Annotated in this window: 22 protein-coding genes; 8 read left to right on the top strand and 14 right to left on the bottom strand. The window is 53.8% G+C overall.

Annotated elements, in window-relative coordinates:
- Position 1 precedes the first annotated feature (1 nt).
- On the bottom strand, positions 2 to 1,936 hold the full coding sequence (ftsH, locus tag MXM41_RS17810) for an ATP-dependent zinc metalloprotease FtsH (protein ID WP_039031647.1): 1,935 nt from the start codon (positions 1,934 to 1,936) through the stop codon (positions 2 to 4).
- A gap of 102 nt (positions 1,937 to 2,038) precedes the next feature.
- Entirely contained in the window at positions 2,039 to 2,665 is a 627-nt protein-coding gene (gene rlmE, locus MXM41_RS17805) for a 23S rRNA (uridine(2552)-2'-O)-methyltransferase RlmE (RefSeq protein WP_103177173.1), read from the bottom strand.
- 122 nt (positions 2,666 to 2,787) lie between these two features.
- On the opposite strand from rlmE, the gene yhbY reads away from it, so the two are divergent.
- Entirely contained in the window at positions 2,788 to 3,081 is a 294-nt protein-coding gene (gene yhbY, locus MXM41_RS17800) for a ribosome assembly RNA-binding protein YhbY (protein WP_032614629.1), read from the top strand.
- 152 nt (positions 3,082 to 3,233) lie between these two features.
- Here yhbY and greA read toward each other — a convergent pair whose 3' ends face one another.
- On the bottom strand, positions 3,234 to 3,710 hold the full coding sequence (gene greA, locus MXM41_RS17795; RefSeq protein WP_325933418.1) for a transcription elongation factor GreA: 477 nt from the start codon (positions 3,708 to 3,710) through the stop codon (positions 3,234 to 3,236).
- Between the two features lie 246 nt (positions 3,711 to 3,956).
- Between greA and dacB the strand changes: the two genes are divergently transcribed.
- Genes dacB through pmrB form a run of 3 tightly spaced genes read left to right on the top strand, consistent with a single transcriptional unit; the run spans position 3,957 to position 7,095 of the window.
- Positions 3,957 to 5,390, top strand: a complete 1,434-nt coding sequence (dacB, locus tag MXM41_RS17790) for a serine-type D-Ala-D-Ala carboxypeptidase (RefSeq protein ID WP_325933417.1) — start codon at positions 3,957 to 3,959, stop codon at positions 5,388 to 5,390.
- A gap of 2 nt (positions 5,391 to 5,392) precedes the next feature.
- Positions 5,393 to 6,055, top strand: coding sequence for a two-component system response regulator PmrA (gene pmrA, locus MXM41_RS17785; RefSeq protein WP_325933416.1), 663 nt, complete (start codon positions 5,393 to 5,395; stop codon positions 6,053 to 6,055).
- Positions 6,052 to 7,095, top strand: a complete 1,044-nt coding sequence (gene pmrB / locus MXM41_RS17780) for a two-component system sensor histidine kinase PmrB (protein WP_325933415.1) — start codon at positions 6,052 to 6,054, stop codon at positions 7,093 to 7,095. Before pmrA ends, pmrB begins: the two co-directional genes overlap by 4 nt.
- Before the next feature lie 35 nt (positions 7,096 to 7,130).
- Here pmrB and cgtA read toward each other — a convergent pair whose 3' ends face one another.
- The 4 genes from cgtA to rplU all read right to left on the bottom strand — a co-directional run bounded on the left by cgtA (position 7,131) and on the right by rplU (position 9,971).
- Complete coding sequence (gene cgtA / locus MXM41_RS17775; RefSeq protein ID WP_325933414.1) at positions 7,131 to 8,306, bottom strand: Obg family GTPase CgtA; 1,176 nt, start codon at positions 8,304 to 8,306, stop codon at positions 7,131 to 7,133.
- Complete coding sequence (locus MXM41_RS17770) at positions 8,303 to 9,286, bottom strand: DMT family transporter (RefSeq protein ID WP_325933413.1); 984 nt, start codon at positions 9,284 to 9,286, stop codon at positions 8,303 to 8,305. The genes cgtA and MXM41_RS17770 overlap by 4 nt, the downstream gene beginning before the upstream one ends.
- Positions 9,287 to 9,382: 96 nt before the next feature.
- Positions 9,383 to 9,640 carry a 50S ribosomal protein L27 gene (gene rpmA, locus MXM41_RS17765; protein WP_007673187.1) on the bottom strand — a complete coding sequence of 86 codons (258 nt, stop codon included), beginning with the start codon at positions 9,638 to 9,640 and terminating at the stop codon, positions 9,383 to 9,385.
- 19 nt (positions 9,641 to 9,659) lie between these two features.
- Positions 9,660 to 9,971, bottom strand: coding sequence for a 50S ribosomal protein L21 (gene rplU, locus MXM41_RS17760; protein ID WP_042325074.1), 312 nt, complete (start codon positions 9,969 to 9,971; stop codon positions 9,660 to 9,662).
- A gap of 256 nt (positions 9,972 to 10,227) precedes the next feature.
- Between rplU and ispB the strand changes: the two genes are divergently transcribed.
- The gene (gene ispB, locus MXM41_RS17755; protein WP_325933412.1) at positions 10,228 to 11,199 is read left to right on the top strand and encodes an octaprenyl diphosphate synthase; all 972 of its coding nucleotides are present in this window, start codon (positions 10,228 to 10,230) and stop codon (positions 11,197 to 11,199) included.
- Between the two features lie 229 nt (positions 11,200 to 11,428).
- Positions 11,429 to 11,716: a DNA-binding transcriptional regulator SfsB gene (sfsB, locus tag MXM41_RS17750; RefSeq protein ID WP_325933411.1), complete on the top strand. Its 288-nt coding sequence runs from the start codon at positions 11,429 to 11,431 to the stop codon at positions 11,714 to 11,716.
- Between the two features lie 60 nt (positions 11,717 to 11,776).
- Here the strand turns inward: sfsB and murA are convergent, their stop codons facing one another.
- From murA to mlaF, 7 genes are all read right to left on the bottom strand, one after another.
- Positions 11,777 to 13,036: a UDP-N-acetylglucosamine 1-carboxyvinyltransferase gene (gene murA / locus MXM41_RS17745; RefSeq protein ID WP_325933410.1), complete on the bottom strand. Its 1,260-nt coding sequence runs from the start codon at positions 13,034 to 13,036 to the stop codon at positions 11,777 to 11,779.
- Between the two features lie 51 nt (positions 13,037 to 13,087).
- A complete protein-coding gene (ibaG, locus tag MXM41_RS17740) occupies positions 13,088 to 13,342 on the bottom strand; it encodes a BolA family iron metabolism protein IbaG (protein ID WP_032614457.1) in 255 nt (84 codons plus the stop codon).
- A gap of 126 nt (positions 13,343 to 13,468) precedes the next feature.
- Positions 13,469 to 13,762: a lipid asymmetry maintenance protein MlaB gene (mlaB, locus tag MXM41_RS17735; RefSeq protein ID WP_325933643.1), complete on the bottom strand. Its 294-nt coding sequence runs from the start codon at positions 13,760 to 13,762 to the stop codon at positions 13,469 to 13,471.
- Positions 13,762 to 14,397 carry a phospholipid-binding protein MlaC gene (mlaC, locus tag MXM41_RS17730; protein ID WP_325933409.1) on the bottom strand — a complete coding sequence of 212 codons (636 nt, stop codon included), beginning with the start codon at positions 14,395 to 14,397 and terminating at the stop codon, positions 13,762 to 13,764. The genes mlaB and mlaC overlap by 1 nt, the downstream gene beginning before the upstream one ends.
- Before the next feature lie 3 nt (positions 14,398 to 14,400).
- A complete protein-coding gene (gene mlaD, locus MXM41_RS17725; protein WP_139563703.1) occupies positions 14,401 to 14,961 on the bottom strand; it encodes an outer membrane lipid asymmetry maintenance protein MlaD in 561 nt (186 codons plus the stop codon).
- Positions 14,962 to 14,965: 4 nt separating this feature from the next.
- Positions 14,966 to 15,748 carry a lipid asymmetry maintenance ABC transporter permease subunit MlaE gene (mlaE, locus tag MXM41_RS17720; protein WP_032614466.1) on the bottom strand — a complete coding sequence of 261 codons (783 nt, stop codon included), beginning with the start codon at positions 15,746 to 15,748 and terminating at the stop codon, positions 14,966 to 14,968.
- A 7-nt stretch (positions 15,749 to 15,755) separates the two neighbouring features.
- Positions 15,756 to 16,568 (bottom strand): phospholipid ABC transporter ATP-binding protein MlaF, encoded by an 813-nt coding sequence (mlaF, locus tag MXM41_RS17715; protein WP_325933408.1) that lies wholly within the window; start codon positions 16,566 to 16,568, stop codon positions 15,756 to 15,758.
- Positions 16,569 to 16,796: 228 nt separating this feature from the next.
- Here mlaF and MXM41_RS17710 point away from each other — a divergent pair, with 228 nt between their 5' ends.
- Positions 16,797 to 17,774: a calcium/sodium antiporter gene (locus tag MXM41_RS17710; RefSeq protein ID WP_325933407.1), complete on the top strand. Its 978-nt coding sequence runs from the start codon at positions 16,797 to 16,799 to the stop codon at positions 17,772 to 17,774.
- 13 nt (positions 17,775 to 17,787) lie between these two features.
- Entirely contained in the window at positions 17,788 to 18,774 is a 987-nt protein-coding gene (gene kdsD, locus MXM41_RS17705) for an arabinose-5-phosphate isomerase KdsD (protein WP_325933405.1), read from the top strand.
- Positions 18,775 to 18,778: the final 4 nt, after the last annotated feature.

Here is an 18,778-nt window from a genome sequence, read left to right as displayed (position 1 = left end):
CTTATTTGTCGCCCAACTGTTCTGACATAGTGTTGCCCGGGTTCGGCGTACGCGGTTCATCGACCGGACGCGGCGCACGTGGCGTACCGTTGTTGTCAGAGTTGTTGGAGGCGCCTGGATCTTCCCAGCCCGCTGGCGGACGAACATCACGGCGAGCCATCAGGTCGTCGATCTGCGGCGCATCGATGGTTTCATATTTCATGAGCGCATCTTTCATGGCGTGCAGGATATCCATATTGTCATTCAGGATCTGACGGGCGCGACCGTAGTTACGTTCGATCAGCGCTTTGACTTCCTGGTCGATGATACGTGCAGTTTCATCGGACATATGTTTTGCTTTCGCCACGCTGCGGCCGAGGAACACTTCGCCTTCTTCTTCCGCATACAGCAGCGGACCAAGTTTGTCGGAGAAGCCCCACTGGGTCACCATGTTACGGGCCAGGTTTGTCGCGACTTTAATGTCGTTAGACGCACCGGTCGAAACATGTTCAACACCGTAGATAATCTCTTCTGCCAGACGACCACCGTAAAGGGTTGAAATCTGGCTTTCCAGTTTCTGGCGGCTGGCGCTGATTGCGTCGCCTTCCGGCAGGAAGAACGTGACGCCAAGCGCACGACCACGTGGAATAATCGTCACTTTATGCACCGGATCGTGTTCCGGTACCAGGCGACCAATAATCGCATGACCTGCTTCGTGATAAGCCGTGGACTCTTTCTGCGCTTCCGTCATCACCATGGAGCGACGTTCCGCACCCATCATGATTTTGTCTTTCGCTTTCTCGAACTCGACCATCGAGACCACACGCTTGTTGCCGCGGGCAGCAAACAGTGCAGCTTCGTTCACCAGGTTAGCCAGATCGGCACCGGAGAAGCCCGGCGTACCACGCGCAATGATTGCCGCATCGATGTCCGGAGACAGCGGTACGCGACGCATATGGACTTTCAGGATCTGCTCACGACCACGAACGTCTGGCAGACCAACCACAACCTGACGGTCGAAACGGCCTGGACGCAGCAGCGCAGGGTCAAGAACGTCCGGACGGTTAGTTGCGGCGATAACGATGATCCCTTCGTTACCTTCGAAGCCATCCATTTCAACCAGCATCTGGTTCAGCGTCTGTTCACGTTCATCGTGACCACCACCCAGGCCCGCGCCACGCTGGCGGCCTACGGCGTCGATTTCATCGATGAAGATGATGCACGGTGCTGCTTTCTTGGCCTGTTCGAACATGTCACGCACACGGGATGCACCAACACCGACGAACATTTCAACGAAGTCAGAACCTGAAATGGTAAAGAATGGTACCTTCGCTTCGCCCGCAATGGCTTTCGCCAGCAGGGTTTTACCGGTACCAGGAGGACCTACCATCAGAACGCCTTTCGGGATCTTACCGCCCAGTTTCTGGAAACGGCTCGGCTCACGCAGGTATTCAACCAGTTCACCCACCTCTTCTTTTGCTTCGTCGCAGCCCGCAACGTCAGCAAAAGTGGTTTTGATCTGGTCTTCCGTCAACATACGCGCCTTGCTCTTGCCGAACGACATGGCACCTTTGCCACCGCCGCCCTGCATCTGACGCATAAAGAAGATCCAGACGCCGATAAGCAGCAGCATCGGGAACCAGGAAATGAAGATAGAAGCCAGCAGGCTTGGTTCTTCCGGCGGCTCGCCGACAACCTTGACGTTTTTAGTCAGCAGGTTATCAAGCAGCTTAGGATCGTTCACCGGAATGTAAGTCGTGTAACGGTTACTATCTTTCTTGGTAACGTTGATCTCACGTCCGTTGATACGCGCTTCGCGAACCTGATCCTGGTTGACCTCTTGCAGGAAGGTAGAGTAGTCCACCTTGCGGCCATTAGACTCGCTGGGCCCAAAGCTCTGGAATACTGACATCAGCACAACGGCAATGACCAGCCAGAGTATTAGGTTTTTCGCCATGTCACTCAAGGGATTAACCTCTTATTACAACTGTGTTAAAAACAGCGTCAGGATACTCTGTATCCGATTTATTTCAAACTTTCGCCTGAAATTCACCGGCTATCATTTTCGCCCGGTCGCTACAATATACACTTCACGTGAACGCGCACGCGAAGAGTCCGGCTTACGAACTTTGACCTTCGTAAACAGGGAGCGAATTTCCTTTAGATACTCCTCGAAACCTTCGCCCTGGAACACCTTCACTAAAAAACTACCACCCGGCGCTAATACATCACGACACATTTCTAACGCCAGTTCTACCAGATACATGGAGCGAGGGATATCCACCGCCGGTGTTCCGCACATATTTGGCGCCATATCGGACATGACAACCTGAACTTTACTGTCACCTACCCGTTCAAGTAACGCTTTCAGTACTAATTCATCACGAAAATCGCCCTGAAGGAAGTCCACACCAACGATGGGATCCATAGGTAAAAGATCGCAGGCGATAATTCGACCCGTTCCGCCGATTTGGGTGACCGCATATTGCGACCATCCACCGGGCGCTGCACCGAGGTCGACAACCGTCATCCCCGGCTTAAAGAGTTTGTCACTTTGCTGTATTTCATCAAGTTTAAACCAGGCACGGGAACGTAACCCCTTTTTCTGTGCCTGTTGAACATATTTATCGCTAAAGTGTTCCTGGAGCCAACGGCTCGAGCTAGCAGAACGCTTTTTACCTGTCATTTAACTTTCCGTCCTGGTTCATCGTAGCCTGTGGTGTAAATTTCCACTTAGCAATTTGGCGATATCAGGGAGATGGCGGTAGAATGAACCGTTTTCAATCCCAACGTAAGCAAAAATATACGATGAATCTGAGTACTAAACAAAAACAGCACCTTAAAGGTCTGGCACATCCGCTCAAGCCTGTAGTTATGCTTGGCAACAATGGTTTGACCGAAGGGGTACTGGCCGAGATTGAACAAGCGCTGGAGCACCACGAATTAATCAAGGTGAAAATCGCCTCTGAAGACAGAGACACCAAGACCTTGATTGTGGAAGCTATCGTGCGCGAGACCGGCGCCTGTAATGTACAGGTCATCGGTAAAACGCTGGTGCTCTACCGCCCATCTAAAGAGCGTAAAATCTCGCTGCCACGCTAAGATTATCCTGAATTGAACACATTTACTGTGTAAAACGAGGGGTTTTTCTTTAGCAGGTGAGCAAAATGCCATGCTCCTTGAGTTGATAAAAGGCCGCTATGCGGCCTTTTTCCTATCTTTACAATGTATCAACATCTGCCCGGAGATGCGAATTACAGGTAATCAACCTTGATAATTTCGAATTCCACTTCGCCGCCTGGCGTACGGATGGTGACCACATCGTCCTGCTCTTTGCCCACCAGACCGCGCGCGATTGGCGAGTTTACCGAGATCAGATTTTGCTTAAAGTCAGCCTCGTCATCACCGACGATGCGGTAAGAAACCTCTTCGTCGGTATCGAGATTGATGACGGTGACGGTTGAACCAAAGATGACGCGCCCGTTATTTGGCATTTTTGTGATATCAATCACCTGCGCGTTCGACAGTTTGGCTTCGATATCTTTAATACGCCCTTCGCAGAAACCCTGCTGCTCACGCGCGGCGTGATACTCAGCATTCTCTTTCAGATCGCCATGCTCACGCGCTTCCGCAATCGCGGCAATGATTTCAGGGCGGCGCACAGATTTCAGAAAATCCAGCTCTTCACGCAGTTTTTCAGCTCCACGTAAGGTCATCGGAATAGCTTGCATTTGTTATACCTCTTTGACATTCCTGTTAGGTACGGTTGACCGACCCGACTACTGGCCCCGCAGGCATCACAGCCTGGCACAGGTCAGAAGCAAAAGAAAACTGACCCGGAAGCAAAGTTCCAGGTCAGCAGCAATTTTTCAATTTGATACGTATTTTACCGCGAAGTTCAGTATGGGTCATCGTTTACTTTACAGGGCGTTGGGCCGTAGTATGACGGTTTGTTTCCGGGTTGTTAGCGCGAGATTATGCGATTTTCCAGATTTATCATCGGATTGACCACCACTATTGCGTTCACTGTCCAGGCAGCGAACGTCGACGAGTATATTAACCAACTGCCCGATGGCGCCAATCTTGCCCTGGTCGTGCAAAAGGTGGGGGCACAGGCGCCTGAGATTGACTATCACAGTCAGCAGATGGCGCTGCCCGCCAGTACCCAAAAGGTGATCACGGCGCTGGCAGCCCTGCTACAGCTGGGTCCTGATTTTCGTTTTACGACCACGCTTGAAAGCAAAGGCAACGTCGAGAACGGCGTCCTTAAAGGCGATCTTATTGCCCGCTTCGGCGGCGATCCAACGTTCAAGCGTCAGGATATCCGCAACATGGTCGCCGTGCTAAAGAAGTCTGGCGTTCAGCGCATTGAAGGCAACGTGCTTATTGATACGTCCATTTTCGCCAGCCACGATAAAGCCCCCGGCTGGCCGTGGAATGACATGACCCAATGCTTTAGCGCCCCGCCAGCGGCAGCGATCGTCGATCGCAACTGTTTCTCCATTTCGTTATACAGCGCACCAAAACCGAACGATTTAGCCTTTATTCGGGTGGCGTCTTACTATCCGGTCAATATGTTTAGCCAGGTGCGTACCCTGGCTAAAGGCTCTCCGGAAGCGCAGTACTGCGAACTGGATGTGGTTCCGGGCGATCTGAACCGCTTTACCCTGACCGGCTGTCTGACGCAACGCGCCGATCCGCTGCCTCTGGCCTTCGCCATTCAGGATGGCGCAAGCTATGCCGGGGCGATCCTGAAAAATGAGCTCAAGCAGGCCAACATTACTTACAGCGGCACGCTGTTGCGCCAGACGCAGAGCAACGAGCCGGGCACCGTGATTGCCAGCAAGCAATCGGCGCCGCTGCACGACCTGCTGAAAATCATGCTGAAAAAATCGGACAACATGATCGCCGACACCGTGTTCCGCATGATTGGTCACGCTCGCTTTGGCGTTCCGGGCACCTGGCGTGCCGGTTCAGATGCGGTCCGCCAGATCCTCCGTCAGCAGGCCAATATCGATCTGGGTAATACTATCGCGGTCGATGGCTCAGGCCTTTCGCGTCATAACCTGATCTCCCCTGCCACCATGATGCAGGTCCTTCAGTACATTGCTCAGCACGACACTGAACTAAACTTCATCTCAATGCTGCCGCTCGCCGGTTATGACGGCTCCTTGCAGTACCGTGCCGGCCTGCACGCTGCGGGCGTCGATGGCAAAGTTTCCGCCAAAACGGGCTCCCTGCAGGGCGTTTATAACCTTGCCGGGTTTATCACCACCGCCAGCGGGCAGCGAATGGCATTTGTGCAATATCTTTCTGGCTACGCGGTTGAACCTGCTGACCAACGTAACCGCCGTATTCCGCTGGTACGCTTCGAAAGCCGGCTTTACAAGGATATCTATCAGAATAACTAGCGATGAAATTACTCATTGTTGAAGACGATCTGCTACTGCAGGAAGGGCTGGCTCTGGCGCTCTCAGCTGAGGGTTATACGCTTGATTGCGCGGGTACCGCCGCCGAGGCTGATGCCCTTATCCAGAGCGGTGAATATAGCCTGGTTATTCTTGATTTGGGCCTGCCGGATAAAGACGGTGCCACTCTGCTGAGTCAGTGGCGCCGCCGTGGGGTCGATAACCCCGTGTTGATCCTGACCGCACGCGACGCGCTGGAAGACCGGATTAACGGCCTGGATTCCGGCGCCGATGACTATCTGGTCAAGCCTTTTGCGCTGGCGGAACTTCAGGCGCGCGCCAGAGCGTTGATACGACGCTATCAGGGACACAGTGACAACCTGCTCTGCGATGGCGATCTCACGCTGAATCTGCAAACCCAGCAGGTGTTGCAGCACTCCCAGCCGGTCGAAGTCACCCCTAAAGAGTTCGCCTTGTTAACAAGGCTGATCATGCGCACCGGACAGACCGTCCATCGTGAGACTTTACAGCAGGACATCTACTCCTGGCAGGACGATCCTGGCTCCAACACCCTGGAGGTCCATATCCATAATCTGCGGCGTAAACTGGGTAAAGATCGGATCAAAACGGTGCGCGGCGTGGGATATCGCCTTGAGAGTCAAAAATGAACAGCATGCGCCGTCGTCTGATGGTGCTGTTGGCCGTGATCCTGCTTTTCTTCCAACTGATCAGCGTCATCTGGCTCTGGCATGAGAGCCGGGAGCAGATCGGTTTTCTGGTAAACGAGACGCTTTCGGCAAAAACGCGCAACCAGCATGTAGAAAAAGAGATCCGGGAGGCAATTGCCTCGTTGCTGGTCCCTTCACTGGTGATGGTAGGGTTTACGCTGCTGTTCTCCTTCTGGGCCGTTAGCTGGATTACCCGTCCGCTTAATCAGCTACGCTCCAGCCTGGCAAACCGCTCTGCTGATAATCTCTCCCCGCTGCCGATGTACTCCGATATGGAGGAGATTGGCGCCGTCACCACCTCGCTCAATCAACTCCTTGCCCGGCTGGACCAAACCATTCAGCAGGAGCGTCTGTTCACCGCCGACGCCGCGCACGAACTGCGCACGCCGCTGGCGGGCATCCGTCTGCATCTGGAGCTGATGGCGCAGTCAGGCTCGCCTCAGGCGACAACGCTGATTGCCCGAATCGATCAGCTGATGCATACCGTGGAACAACTTCTGATGCTGGCGCGTGCGGGCCAGGCCATGGCCAGTGGTCACTACGATACGGTGAACTGGAGCGAAGCCATATTTGCGCCGCTGGCGCTGGAGAATGAGGCGAAAAGCCATACCCTGATCTGGCCGCAGGCGGGTCCGCAGAGCGTACAGGGTGATGCCGTCCTGCTTCGGCTGATGCTGCGTAATCTGCTGGAAAACGCGGTCCGTTATAGCCCGGTAGGAACCACTGTTGAAGTTGAGATGCAGGAGATCAATGGCGGTACGCGGGTAAGCGTCTGCGATCGGGGGCCAGGCATTGAGGAAGCCCATCGCCAGTCGATTACCGAGCCGTTTCGCCGTATCGATCAACGCTATGGCGGTAGCGGTCTTGGGTTGAGCATTGTACAGCGTATTGTGCAGTTGCATCGCGGCAAACTGACGCTGGAAAACCGCCCCGAAGGCGGGTTGATGGTCGCCTGCTGGCTGCCGGAAAAACTGAACTAAAAAAAGCCCCCTTGATAAGGGGGCTGATGATGGTCTTAACGCTTATAGATGAATTCGACGCCTTCTTCGTCATCTTCATCCCAGTCGTCATCCCAGTCTTCGTCGTCTTCTTCTTCAGCCTGCTCTTCGAGCTGCTGACGGTGGTAGTCATCCCACATGAATTCGACTTTTTCAGGCTGTTTCGCTTCTTCTGCCTGGGCGATCGGGTTCTCGATGATAAAGGTCATCACGTCCCAGCACAGCTCTTTCACGCCCATCTGGCTGGCGGCAGAGATAAGATAGTACTTATCTTCCCAGCCCATCGCTTCAGCAATGGCTTTCGCCTTCGCTTCGGCTTCCGCTTTATCCATCAAATCAATCTTGTTGAAGACCAGCCAGCGCGGCTTCGCAGCCAGTTTATCGCTGTATTTTTCCAGCTCGCCAATAATAATACGGGCGTTTTCCACCGGATCGGAACCGTCGATCGGATCGATGTCGATGAGGTGTAGAAGTACGCGGCAGCGCTCAAGGTGTTTCAGGAAGCGAATACCTAAACCGGCCCCTTCGGCAGCGCCTTCGATCAGGCCCGGGATGTCGGCCACCACGAAGCTCTTCTCGTTATCCATACGCACCACGCCGAGGCTTGGTACCAGGGTCGTAAACGGATAGTCAGCCACTTTTGGTTTGGCTGCAGAGACGGCGCGGATGAAGGTGGATTTACCGGCGTTCGGCATCCCCAGCATACCCACGTCTGCCAGCAGCATCAGCTCCAGCTGCAGATCGCGCTTATCACCCGGCGTGCCCATCGTTTTCTGACGAGGAGTACGGTTAACGGAGGATTTGAAACGGGTATTGCCCAGGCCATGCCAGCCGCCTTTTGCGACCATCAGGCGCTGACCGTGTTTGGTCATATCACCCATGGTTTCGCCCGTACCCTGATCGATAACACGCGTCCCGACAGGCACTTTGATCGTAACGTCTTTCCCACGTTTACCGGTACAGTCACGGCTCTGGCCGTTCTGGCCACGCTCAGCACGGAAAGATTTTTCAAAACGGTAGTCGATCAGGGTGTTGAGGTTCTCATCAGCTTCAAGCCATACGTCACCGCCATCACCGCCATCACCGCCGTCTGGGCCGCCTCTTGGGATATATTTTTCGCGGCGGAAGCTAACGCAACCATTACCGCCATCACCTGCCACGACCAGGATCGTTGCTTCATCAACAAACTTCATTTTACTCTCCGTAAATCATTCGCCTGAGCGGGGGACACTACAACCGCTTCACTTTTGCGCCAACGTCCCCAAAGACGATGACCAATGGCGGAATACATCGCGCCCGCAACCACGACAAACGCACCGATATAAGCCAACAGGTTTAGCATCGGTTTGACGAAGAAATCGGGCCAGGCCATTGATAATAAATCTGAAAATAACAGTGTAAACAGCGGTGTCAGCGTAATCAGCGCGCTCACCTGCGCTGCCTGCCAGCGCGCCATCGCTTCTGCCAGGGCACCATAGCCCACTAACGTGTTAAGACCACAAAAGATCAGACACGCCAGCTGCCAGTCGCTTAACTGAGTAATGACACCCGGTTTCGCCAGCGGCAACAGAGCAATTGTACATAAAGTGTACAGCAAAAACAGGATCTGCTGTGACGCCAGACGGCGCAATAACACCTTTTGCGCGACGCCATAACTCACCCACACCGCCGCCGCGCTCACGCCGAAAATCACACCCCAGGTGTAATCCGTCAGGCGGGTAAAAATCTCTATCAGGCTGGTATTGAAGAACAACACCAGGCCGCAGAGAAGCATCAGTGCCCCGATAATCTGCGTGCCGCGCATCTTTTCTTTAAGGATAAAGACACTGGCAACCATCATGCCGACCGGTGAGAGCTGACCAATAACCTGCGAGGCCGTGGGACTGAGGTATTGCAGGGAAGAACTGAACAGGATGAAGTTGCCGAACAAGCCCCCCGTCGCAATCGCAAGCAATACCAGCCAGCGCGGTTTGCGAAAGATGCGCAGTGGGGGAAGTTTACCTTTTATCGCAAGGATAATCCCCAACCCAATACCGGCCATCAGAAAGCGGTAGAACACCACCGTTGGCGGCTCCATCACTTCCAGTACCTGCTTCATTGCAATTGGCAACGCACCCCAGCACATCGCGGTCGTGAGCGCCAAAAGAATACCAATGCCGGCCTGCTGCTTCATGCCCGTTTTCCCTACAGAAAAAATTACCGGGTTTCCAATGTAAAAAGCCCCGCAACAGGTTGCGGGGCTTTAATCCGTTACCGGACCGAGAAAACCTTACTCAGCAACAATGCTGATGTATTTACGGTTGTTCGGGCCTTTAACTTCAAATTTCACTTTACCGTCTGCTTTAGCAAACAGAGTGTGGTCACGACCGCAACCTACGTTGTTACCAGCGTGGAATTTGGTGCCACGCTGACGAACGATGATGCTACCCGCCAGAACGGTTTCGCCACCGAAACGCTTAACGCCAAGGCGTTTAGCTTCTGAATCGCGACCGTTACGTGTGGAGCCGCCAGCCTTTTTATGTGCCATTTAAATCTCTCCTCAGGTCTTAGGCGCTGATGCCAGTAATTTTCACATCAGTGAACCACTGACGGTGGCCCTGCTGCTTACGGTAGTGTTTACGACGACGAAACTTAACGATTTTAACTTTCTCGCCACGACCGTGAGCAACAACTTCAGCTTTGATAACGCCGCCATCAACGAAAGGAACGCCGATTTTGACTTCTTCACCGTTTGCGATCATCAGAACTTCAGCGAATTCAATAGATTCGCCAGTTGCGATGTCCAGCTTTTCCAGGCGAACGGTCTGACCTTCGCTTACTCGGTGTTGTTTACCACCACTTTGGAAAACCGCGTACATATAAACTCCGCTTCCGCGCACATCCTCGTGTGATTCAGAGTGCGCTATAAATATTCACAATAGGGCGCGAATATTACGCAAAACGCGAGCCTTTGACAAGTGCTACAGTCAATACATGAAGAAAAAAAACACAACATGTACGGTAACGTTTATCTGCCGCGTTTTTTCAGTACAATCAGCGCTACTATTGATAAACCGAACCCTTCGTTAGCCCATTTGATATGTGGAAAACAGGACTATAAGCCCGGCTTTTGCGATGAATTTAGAAAAAATCAATGAGTTAACCGCGCAAGATATGGCGGGTGTGAATGCAGCGATCCTGGAACAGCTCGATTCTGACGTTCAACTAATCAATCAGTTGGGTTACTACATCGTCAGCGGTGGAGGAAAACGCATCCGTCCAATGATCGCTGTACTGGCCGCCCGTGCGGTCGGCTATCAGGAGAATGCGCACGTAACGATCGCGGCGCTGATTGAATTTATTCATACCGCCACGCTGCTGCACGATGACGTCGTCGATGAGTCAGATATGCGTCGTGGCAAAGCCACCGCTAATGCCGCGTTCGGCAATGCTGCCAGCGTGCTGGTAGGCGATTTCATCTATACGCGCGCCTTCCAGATGATGACCAGCCTGGGATCGTTGAAAATTCTGGAAGTGATGTCCAAAGCGGTCAACGTCATCGCGGAAGGCGAAGTTCTGCAGCTGATGAACGTCAACGATCCGGACATCACCGAAGAAAATTACATGCGGGTGATCTACAGCAAAACCGCGCGTCTTTTTGAGGCTGCTGCGCAGTGCTCCGGCATCCTTGCTGGTTGTACTGATGCGCAGGAACGTGGGCTGCAGGATTACGGACGCTACCTTGGCACCGCCTTCCAGCTGATTGACGATTTACTCGATTACAGCGCCGATGGCGAAACGCTCGGTAAGAACGTCGGCGATGACCTGAACGAAGGTAAACCGACGCTTCCGCTGCTGCATGCCATGCGCCATGGTACCCCGGAACAGGCAAAGCTTATCCGCGAAGCCATTGAGCAGGGAAATGGCCGACACCTTCTGGAACCAGTACTGGAAGCAATGGCAACCTGCGGCTCTCTGGAATGGACACGCCAGCGTGCCGAGGAAGAAGCCGATAAAGCCATTGCCGCACTTCAGGTCATCCCTGACAGCCCATGGCGAGATGCTCTGATCGGGCTCGCGCACATTGCCGTTCAGCGCGATCGATAACCCCCTGTGAACTCTCTTTTACGTGAAAAGAGAGTTCTAATAAGTTCCTGTTTCTTTCCATCTAATTGTTAAATAATTCGCTTACAGGCCGCATGATTAAAGCCCTGGCAAAATCCGAATATTGCTTCCTGTAATGCGAACTTTTTAGAACCGATGTTCGAAGAAGGTATAGTAACCTCGTCATTTAAGAGGAAATGACGTACATGTACCCGAACAGAGGGATAGCTGAATGGATAAGAAATTTACCGACTGGCACTCGGCCGATATCATCGCCGCGCTGCGTAAAAAAGGAACCTCACTGGCTGCAGAATCCCGCCGTAATGGACTGAGTTCCTCCACCCTGGCAAATGCGCTGACGCGCCCCTGGCCGAAGGGAGAACTGATCATTGCAACAGCATTAGGCACCGACCCCTGGATCATCTGGCCATCACGCTACCACGACCCGATTACCCACGAATTTGTCGACAGAACGCGCATGATGCGCCAGAAAAGACAAGAAAAAGAGCGCCAGGAATGACGCTCATTTGAACGGGAACAGCAACCCCCCGGTCGATATGGCAGGGGGCTGCCGGGATGATTACTCGCCTTTCACACGCTCAATATTTGCACCCAGGGCGCGCAGTTTATCTTCAATGCGTTCATAGCCGCGATCGATGTGATAAATACGATCCACCAGCGTAGTACCTTCCGCAATACAACCCGCCAGCACCAGGCTCGCAGAAGCACGCAGATCCGTTGCCATCACCTGGGCACCGGACAGTTTTTCAACGCCATGACAAATCACGGTGTTGCTTTCGATCTCAGCATGCGCGCCCATACGGATCAGTTCCGGTACGTGCATAAAGCGGTTTTCAAAGATCGTTTCGGTGATCACGCCTGTACCCTCTGCCACCAGATTCAGCAGGGTGAACTGCGCCTGCATATCGGTCGGGAATGCCGGATGTGGTGAAGTACGCACATTGACCGCCTTCGGACGCTTACCGTGCATATCCAGGCTGATCCAGTCTTCGCCGGTTTCAACGTCAGCGCCAGCTTCGCGCAGTTTAGCCAGTACCGCATCGAGCGTATCAGGCTGCGCGTTGCGGCAGACAATCTTGCCGCCGGAGATCGCCGCAGCGACCAGGAAAGTACCGGTTTCGATACGGTCAGGCAGGACGCGATAAACACCCCCGCCCAGGCGAGCCACGCCCTCGATGGTGATACGGTCTGTGCCCTGACCGGTGATCTTCGCCCCCAGCGCATTCAGGAAGTTCGCGGTATCCACGATCTCCGGCTCGCGCGCGGCGTTCTCGATGATGGTGGTGCCTTCAGCCAGCGTTGCCGCAGACATGATGGTGACGGTTGCGCCAACGCTCACCTTATCCATTACGATGTGCGCGCCTTTCAGACGGCCATTAACCGATGCCTTGACGTAGCCCTCTTCCAGCTTGATTTCCGCACCCAGCTTCTCGAGGCCGAAAATATGCAGATCGACCGGACGCGCGCCAATAGCACAGCCGCCCGGCAGAGAGACCTGACCCTGACCAAAACGGGCTACCAGCGGACCGAGCGCCCAGATAGAGGCACGCATGGTTTTCACCAGATCGTAAGGTGCGGAGAAGTTATTCACATTGCTGGCATCGATCCAAACGGAGCCGTTACGCTCAACCTTGGTACCCAGCTGGCCGAGCAGCTTCATTGTGGTATCAATATCTTTCAGCTTCGGTACGTTCTGGATCTCTACCGGCTCTTCTGCAAGCAGTGCCGCGAACAGGATCGGCAGCGCGGCGTTTTTGGCGCCGGAAATTGTGACTTCGCCCTGGAGACGCGTAGGCCCCTGAACACGAAATTTGTCCATGATTTACTCTCTGTATAAATTCAACCGTGCTGCGGGCAAACCACCCTCAGCTCAAAAACCGTTTAGTTTGCGATCGCGTGCCCATTCAGTTGGGGTGAACGCTTTGATCGACAGGGCATGGATACGATTGTCCGCGATATATTCCATCAGCGGCGCATAGACAGCCTGCTGCTTCTTCACGCGGCTCATGCCGTCAAAAATCTCACCCACAGCAATAACCTGAAAGTGGCTGCCGTCGCCGGAGACGTGGGCTTCCTGAAGGGCGAGTGCGTTCATCAGCACTGTCTGGATTTCATGATTTTCCATGGGTTCTATATCATCTGGTAGTGAAAACAAGCCCAACATCTTAGAGCAAAGTGACGCGGTCTTAAACAAGCAAAAAGCCCCGACGATGAAACTGTCAGGGCTTTTGATAGTAACGTACTGAAAAAATTAGCGAGGCAATACGTCTTCCGGCAGATTATAGAGCTGGGCCAGCGTGACGACATTGTCGCTGACGCCCGCAAGCGACACCTCTACGCCCTGCCGCTTGCCCGTTGAGACCAGGTGAACCAGAAGCGCCACACCCGCCGTATCAACGCGAGAGATACCGCTCAGGTCGATACAGGAAACGCCTTTCATGGCCTCGTCCTGCGCATCCCACAGAGGATTCAGATAATCCTGATCCAGCTCGCCTGAGAGTAATAACGTCTCACCCTCACGGGTCCAGCTCAACTGCGACATAATTAATTGGTCCCTTCCAGGGTAATTTTCTGACGCGAAATGCTGTTCAGCTGCGCGGTCAGTCCATCGATGCCTTTAGTGCGCAGCAGATCGCTCCATTCGTTCTGCTTGGTGGTAATCATGCTGACACCTTCCGCAATCATGTCGTAAGCCTGCCAGTTACCGGTCTGGCTGTTTTTACGCCACTGGAAATCCAGACGCACTGGCGGACGGCCATTCGGATCGACGATAGTCACGCGGATCGGCAGGATGGTCGCGGAACCCAGCGGCTGCTCCGGTGCAATCTGATACGTCTGACCGTGGTACATCGCGAGTGCCTGACCGTAGGCCTGCTTCAGGTATTCACGGAACGCAGCAAAATAGGCTTCGCGCTGCGCGGGCGTAGCGTCTTTGTAGTAACGGCCCAGCACCAGAGCGCCGGCATATTTCACCTGTACATACGGCAGCAGCTCCTGATCAACCACATCACGCAGATAATCAGGATTGGAGCGGATCTTCGGCTGCTCATTTTTAAGGCGATCGAAGGTTTTCTTTGCTGCCTCATTCATCTGTTGATAAGGATTGCTCTGATCGGCTGCGTTAGCTGCAGTCAAAGGGGCAATTATCAGCATGGCAACCATTAACAGTCGTTTAATCATGAATTACTTCTCCTGAGATGAATTCGTCGTGCCAACAGGCGGCGTAATGTCACTCTGCGCAGGTGTCTGAGCAGCTTGATTCTCGTCACCTCCTTTACTGTTACTGTTGTAAAGGAACTGACCAATCATATCTTCCAGCACCATAGCTGATTTCGTATCCTGAATCACACCACCGTCTTTCAGGATAGTCGTTCCCAGCTCGGGATCTTCAAAACCGATGTTCAGGGCCAGATATTGTTCACCTAACAGGCCAGATGTGCGAATAGAAAGGGAGCTGGTATCCGGAATATGGTTGTAGCGCTCTTCAATATCCAGCGCGACGCGCGGCAGGTAGGTTTTCTCATCAAGGGTGATATCGGCAACGCGCCCCACCACCACCCCGCCAATACGAACCGGAGAACGGCTTTTCAGGCCACCGATATTATCGAACGTGGCGTAAACGCGATATGTCGGCTCGGTGCGGATGGTGGTCACGTCCGCCACCTTAAAGCTTAAAAATAGTGCTGCCAGCAGTGCCAGCAAGACAAATACGCCAACCCAAATTTCTACTTTTTTCGTTTGCATGAACTCATTTCCCAAACATCAGTGCGGTGAGCACAAAATCCAGAGCCAGTATGGCCAGCGACGAATGAACAACGGTGCGTGTGGTTGCCCGGCTGATACCGGCAGACGTCGGGATTGCATCGTAACCATTGAACAGCGCAATCCAGGTGATCGTTACGGCAAATACTGCGCTTTTAATCAGGCAGTTAACCAGATCCAGACGCCAGTCAACGGCACTCTGCATCGCTGACCAGAAGAAACCGGCATCGATCCCTTTCCACTGCACGCCAACCATCGAGCCGCCCCAGATGCCGACCGCGACAAAAAGGATAGTCAACAGCGGCAGAGAGATCATACCGGCCCAAAAGCGCGGGGAGATCACCCGACGCAGCGGATCCACGGCCATCATTTCCATACTGGAGAGCTGCTCAGTGGCACGCATCAGGCCAATTTCCGCGGTCAGTGCCGAACCGGCACGCCCTGCGAACAGCAGCGCTGCGACCACCGGCCCCAGCTCGCGCAGCAGCGAGAGCGCCACCAGCATCCCGAGGCTGGTTTCTGCGCTATAGGTAGTGAGGACCAGATATCCCTGCAGCCCCAGCACCATCCCGATAAAGACCCCGGAAACAATGATAATGAGCATCGACAGTACGCCGACATTATACAGCTGGCGTACCAGCAAAGGGGCATGTTTGCGGAATTCCGGTTTCCCGACCAGCGCATTGAATAACATCAACCCGGCACGCCCGAACGTCCTGATGGTTTTTATGCCACGGTGTCCGAGAGCGGCCAACGCATTTAACAGCATGAGTGGCTTAACTCCCTATTCCCAATAAATCTTTATGATAATCACCCGCTGGATAACGGAACGGCACAGGGCCATCCGCAATCCCGTCGAGGAACTGACGGACTCGCGCATCGCTGTTGTTCTGTAATGATTGGGCGCTGCCGTGCGCCACAATTTTTTTATCCGCCACGATATAGGCGTAGTCGGCAATGCTCAGCACTTCGGGTACGTCGTGAGTGACCACAATACAGGTAACACCCAGCGCGCTGTTCAGCTCAGAGATCAATTTGACCAGCACGCCCATAGTGATGGGATCCTGCCCGACAAAAGGCTCATCGAACATGATCAAATCGGGTTCCAGCGCGATCGCGCGCGCCAGGGCCGCACGACGGGCCATCCCACCAGAGAGTTCAGAAGGCATCAGCTTCGCCGCGCCCCTCAGACCCACGGCCTCAAGCTTCATCATCACGGTGCTTTTCAGCAGCGCCGGCGGCAGATGCGTATGCTCACGCAGCGGGTAGGCGACATTATCGAAGACGTTCATGTCAGTAAATAGCGCGCCTGACTGAAACAGCATGCTCATGCGCTTACGCACGGTATACAGGCGCGAGCGTGACATCGCCGGGATATTTTCGCCATCAAAGAGGATCTCACCCTGGTCTGGCGGGATCTGGCCGCCAATCAGGCGTAATAGCGTCGTTTTACCAATGCCGGAAGGGCCCATAATGGCGGTAATTTTACCGCGTGGCACGGTGAGAGAGATGTTATCAAAAATGACCCGGCTGCTGCGCGTGAAGCTGACGCCACGGACATCGACTAAATTCGCCTCATTCAGGCTCATGTGCATTTCCTTTCTGTTGCCGGTTCAGGATCGGCTTGATGCCTGATTTCGCCGCAAACCCAACATTTTTACAGAATATTACCTCTGCCGGTAAGCGAAAGCTGGCATTTGTTTTACTTTTACAGCGCATAAAGTCAAAATTAAGGTTCGTTACGTCTAAAGACAGTATGCAGCGGCAGAGATTTTTTCTCGGTGGACCGGCGAGTATACCTGAAGAAAGGACTTTTGATGCTTCTTGCAACGGCACTGTTAATAATTGGTTTACTTTTGGTGGTCTACAGTGCCGACCGTCTGGTGTTCTCCGCATCAATCCTCTGTCGCTTATTGGGTGTTCCCCCCCTGATTATTGGGATGACGGTGGTCAGCGTTGGCACCTCTCTGCCGGAGATCATCGTCTCTGCTGCCGCCTCAATGCACGATCAGATTGATCTTGCGGTGGGAACGGCGATTGGATCCAATATCGTCAATATTTTACTCATTCTGGGCCTTGCTGCGCTCCTGCATCCATTTCGCGTGCATTCTGATGTTCTGCGGCGAGAATTGCCGCTAATGTTAATTGTCAGTCTGCTGGCTGGTTACGTGTTATATGACGGACAGTTAACCCTCAGCGATGGCATTTTCCTGCTGGCGCTGGCAGTCATCTGGCTGTTTTACATTGTAAAGCTTGCCCGGGCGGCAGAAAAGCAAGGCAGTGACACGTTAACCCGTGAGCAGGTGGCAGAGCTGCCGCGTGAGGGGAACTTACCCGTCGCGCTGCTCTGGCTGGGCGTGGCGTTAATCATTATGCCCATGGCGACGAAGATGATTGTCGATAACGCCACGGTTCTGGCCAACTACTTCGCCATAAGCGAATTAACCATCGGCCTGACGGTGATTGCCATTGGCACCAGCTTGCCTGAGCTCGCAACGGCTATCGCCGGGGCGCGTAAAGGTGAAGACGACATGGCGATCGGCAACATTATTGGCTCGAATATTTTTAATATTGCCATTGTGCTTGGCCTGCCCGCTCTGATTGCCCCTGGCGCGTTTAATCCGCTCGCGTTCAGCCGCGATTACGGGGTGATGGTATTAGTCAGCGTAATCTTCGCCCTGCTCTGCTGGCGGCGAAAAAGGCAGATTGGTCAGGGTGCTGGCGCGCTGCTGACGGTGGGATTTGTCGTATGGATGGCGATGCTGTACTGGCTCTCGCCGCTTCTCTCTGGGTAAACGGAAACGCATTATGTCGCAAATAGAATTGCAGCCGGGTTTTGACTTTCAGAAAGCAGGAAAAGAGGTTCTGGAGATTGAACGTGAAGGTCTGGCGCAGTTAGATCAATATATTAATCAGGACTTTAGTCTGGCGTGCGAAAAACTTTTCCACTGCTCTGGCAAAGTCGTGGTGATGGGGATGGGCAAATCCGGACATATTGGCCGTAAAATGGCGGCAACCTTCGCCAGTACCGGTACGACCGCCTTTTTTGTCCATCCCGGCGAAGCGGCGCATGGCGATCTGGGCATGGTTTCGTCGCAGGATATTGTCATTGCGTTATCCAACTCGGGTGAATCGAATGAGATCCTGGCGCTGATCCCGGTGCTAAAACGCCTGCAGGTTCCCCTCATCTGTATTACCAGTCGCCCTGAGAGCAGCATGGCGCGCGCTGCAGACATCCACCTGTGCGTCAAAGTGCCGAAAGAAGCCTGTCCCCTGGGGCTGGCGCCGACCTCAAGCACCACTGCCGCACTGGTCATGGGCGATGCGCTGGCCGTCGCTCTGCTCGAAGCACGCGGCTTTACCGCCGAAGATTTCGCCCTCTCCCACCCGGGCGGTGCGCTGGGGCGTAAATTGCTGCTGCGCGTGAATGATATTATGCATACGGGCGATGAAATTCCGCACGTCAGCAAAGAGGCCTCCCTGCGCGACGCGCTGCTGGAAATTACCCGTAAGAACCTGGGGATGACCGTCATCTGCAACGATCGGATGAAGATTGACGGCATCTTTACCGACGGGGATCTGCGTCGCGTGTTTGATATGGGGGTGGATGTCCGTAAGCTGGGTATCGCCGATGTGATGACCTCAGGCGGTATTCGGGTGCGTTCCGGTACGCTTGCCGTTGAGGTGCTGAACCTGATGCAGTCCCGTCATATCACCTCCGTTATGGTTGCCGATGGCGACCAGTTGCTGGGTGTGGTACATATGCATGATCTTTTGCGCGCAGGCGTAGTGTAATGAA

Source organism: Leclercia adecarboxylata, assembly GCF_035787115.1.
Classification (GTDB): domain Bacteria; phylum Pseudomonadota; class Gammaproteobacteria; order Enterobacterales; family Enterobacteriaceae; genus Enterobacter; species Enterobacter adecarboxylatus_E.
The sequence above is the reverse complement of the archived record's forward strand: the minus strand, read 5'-3'. Positions and strand labels throughout refer to the sequence as shown.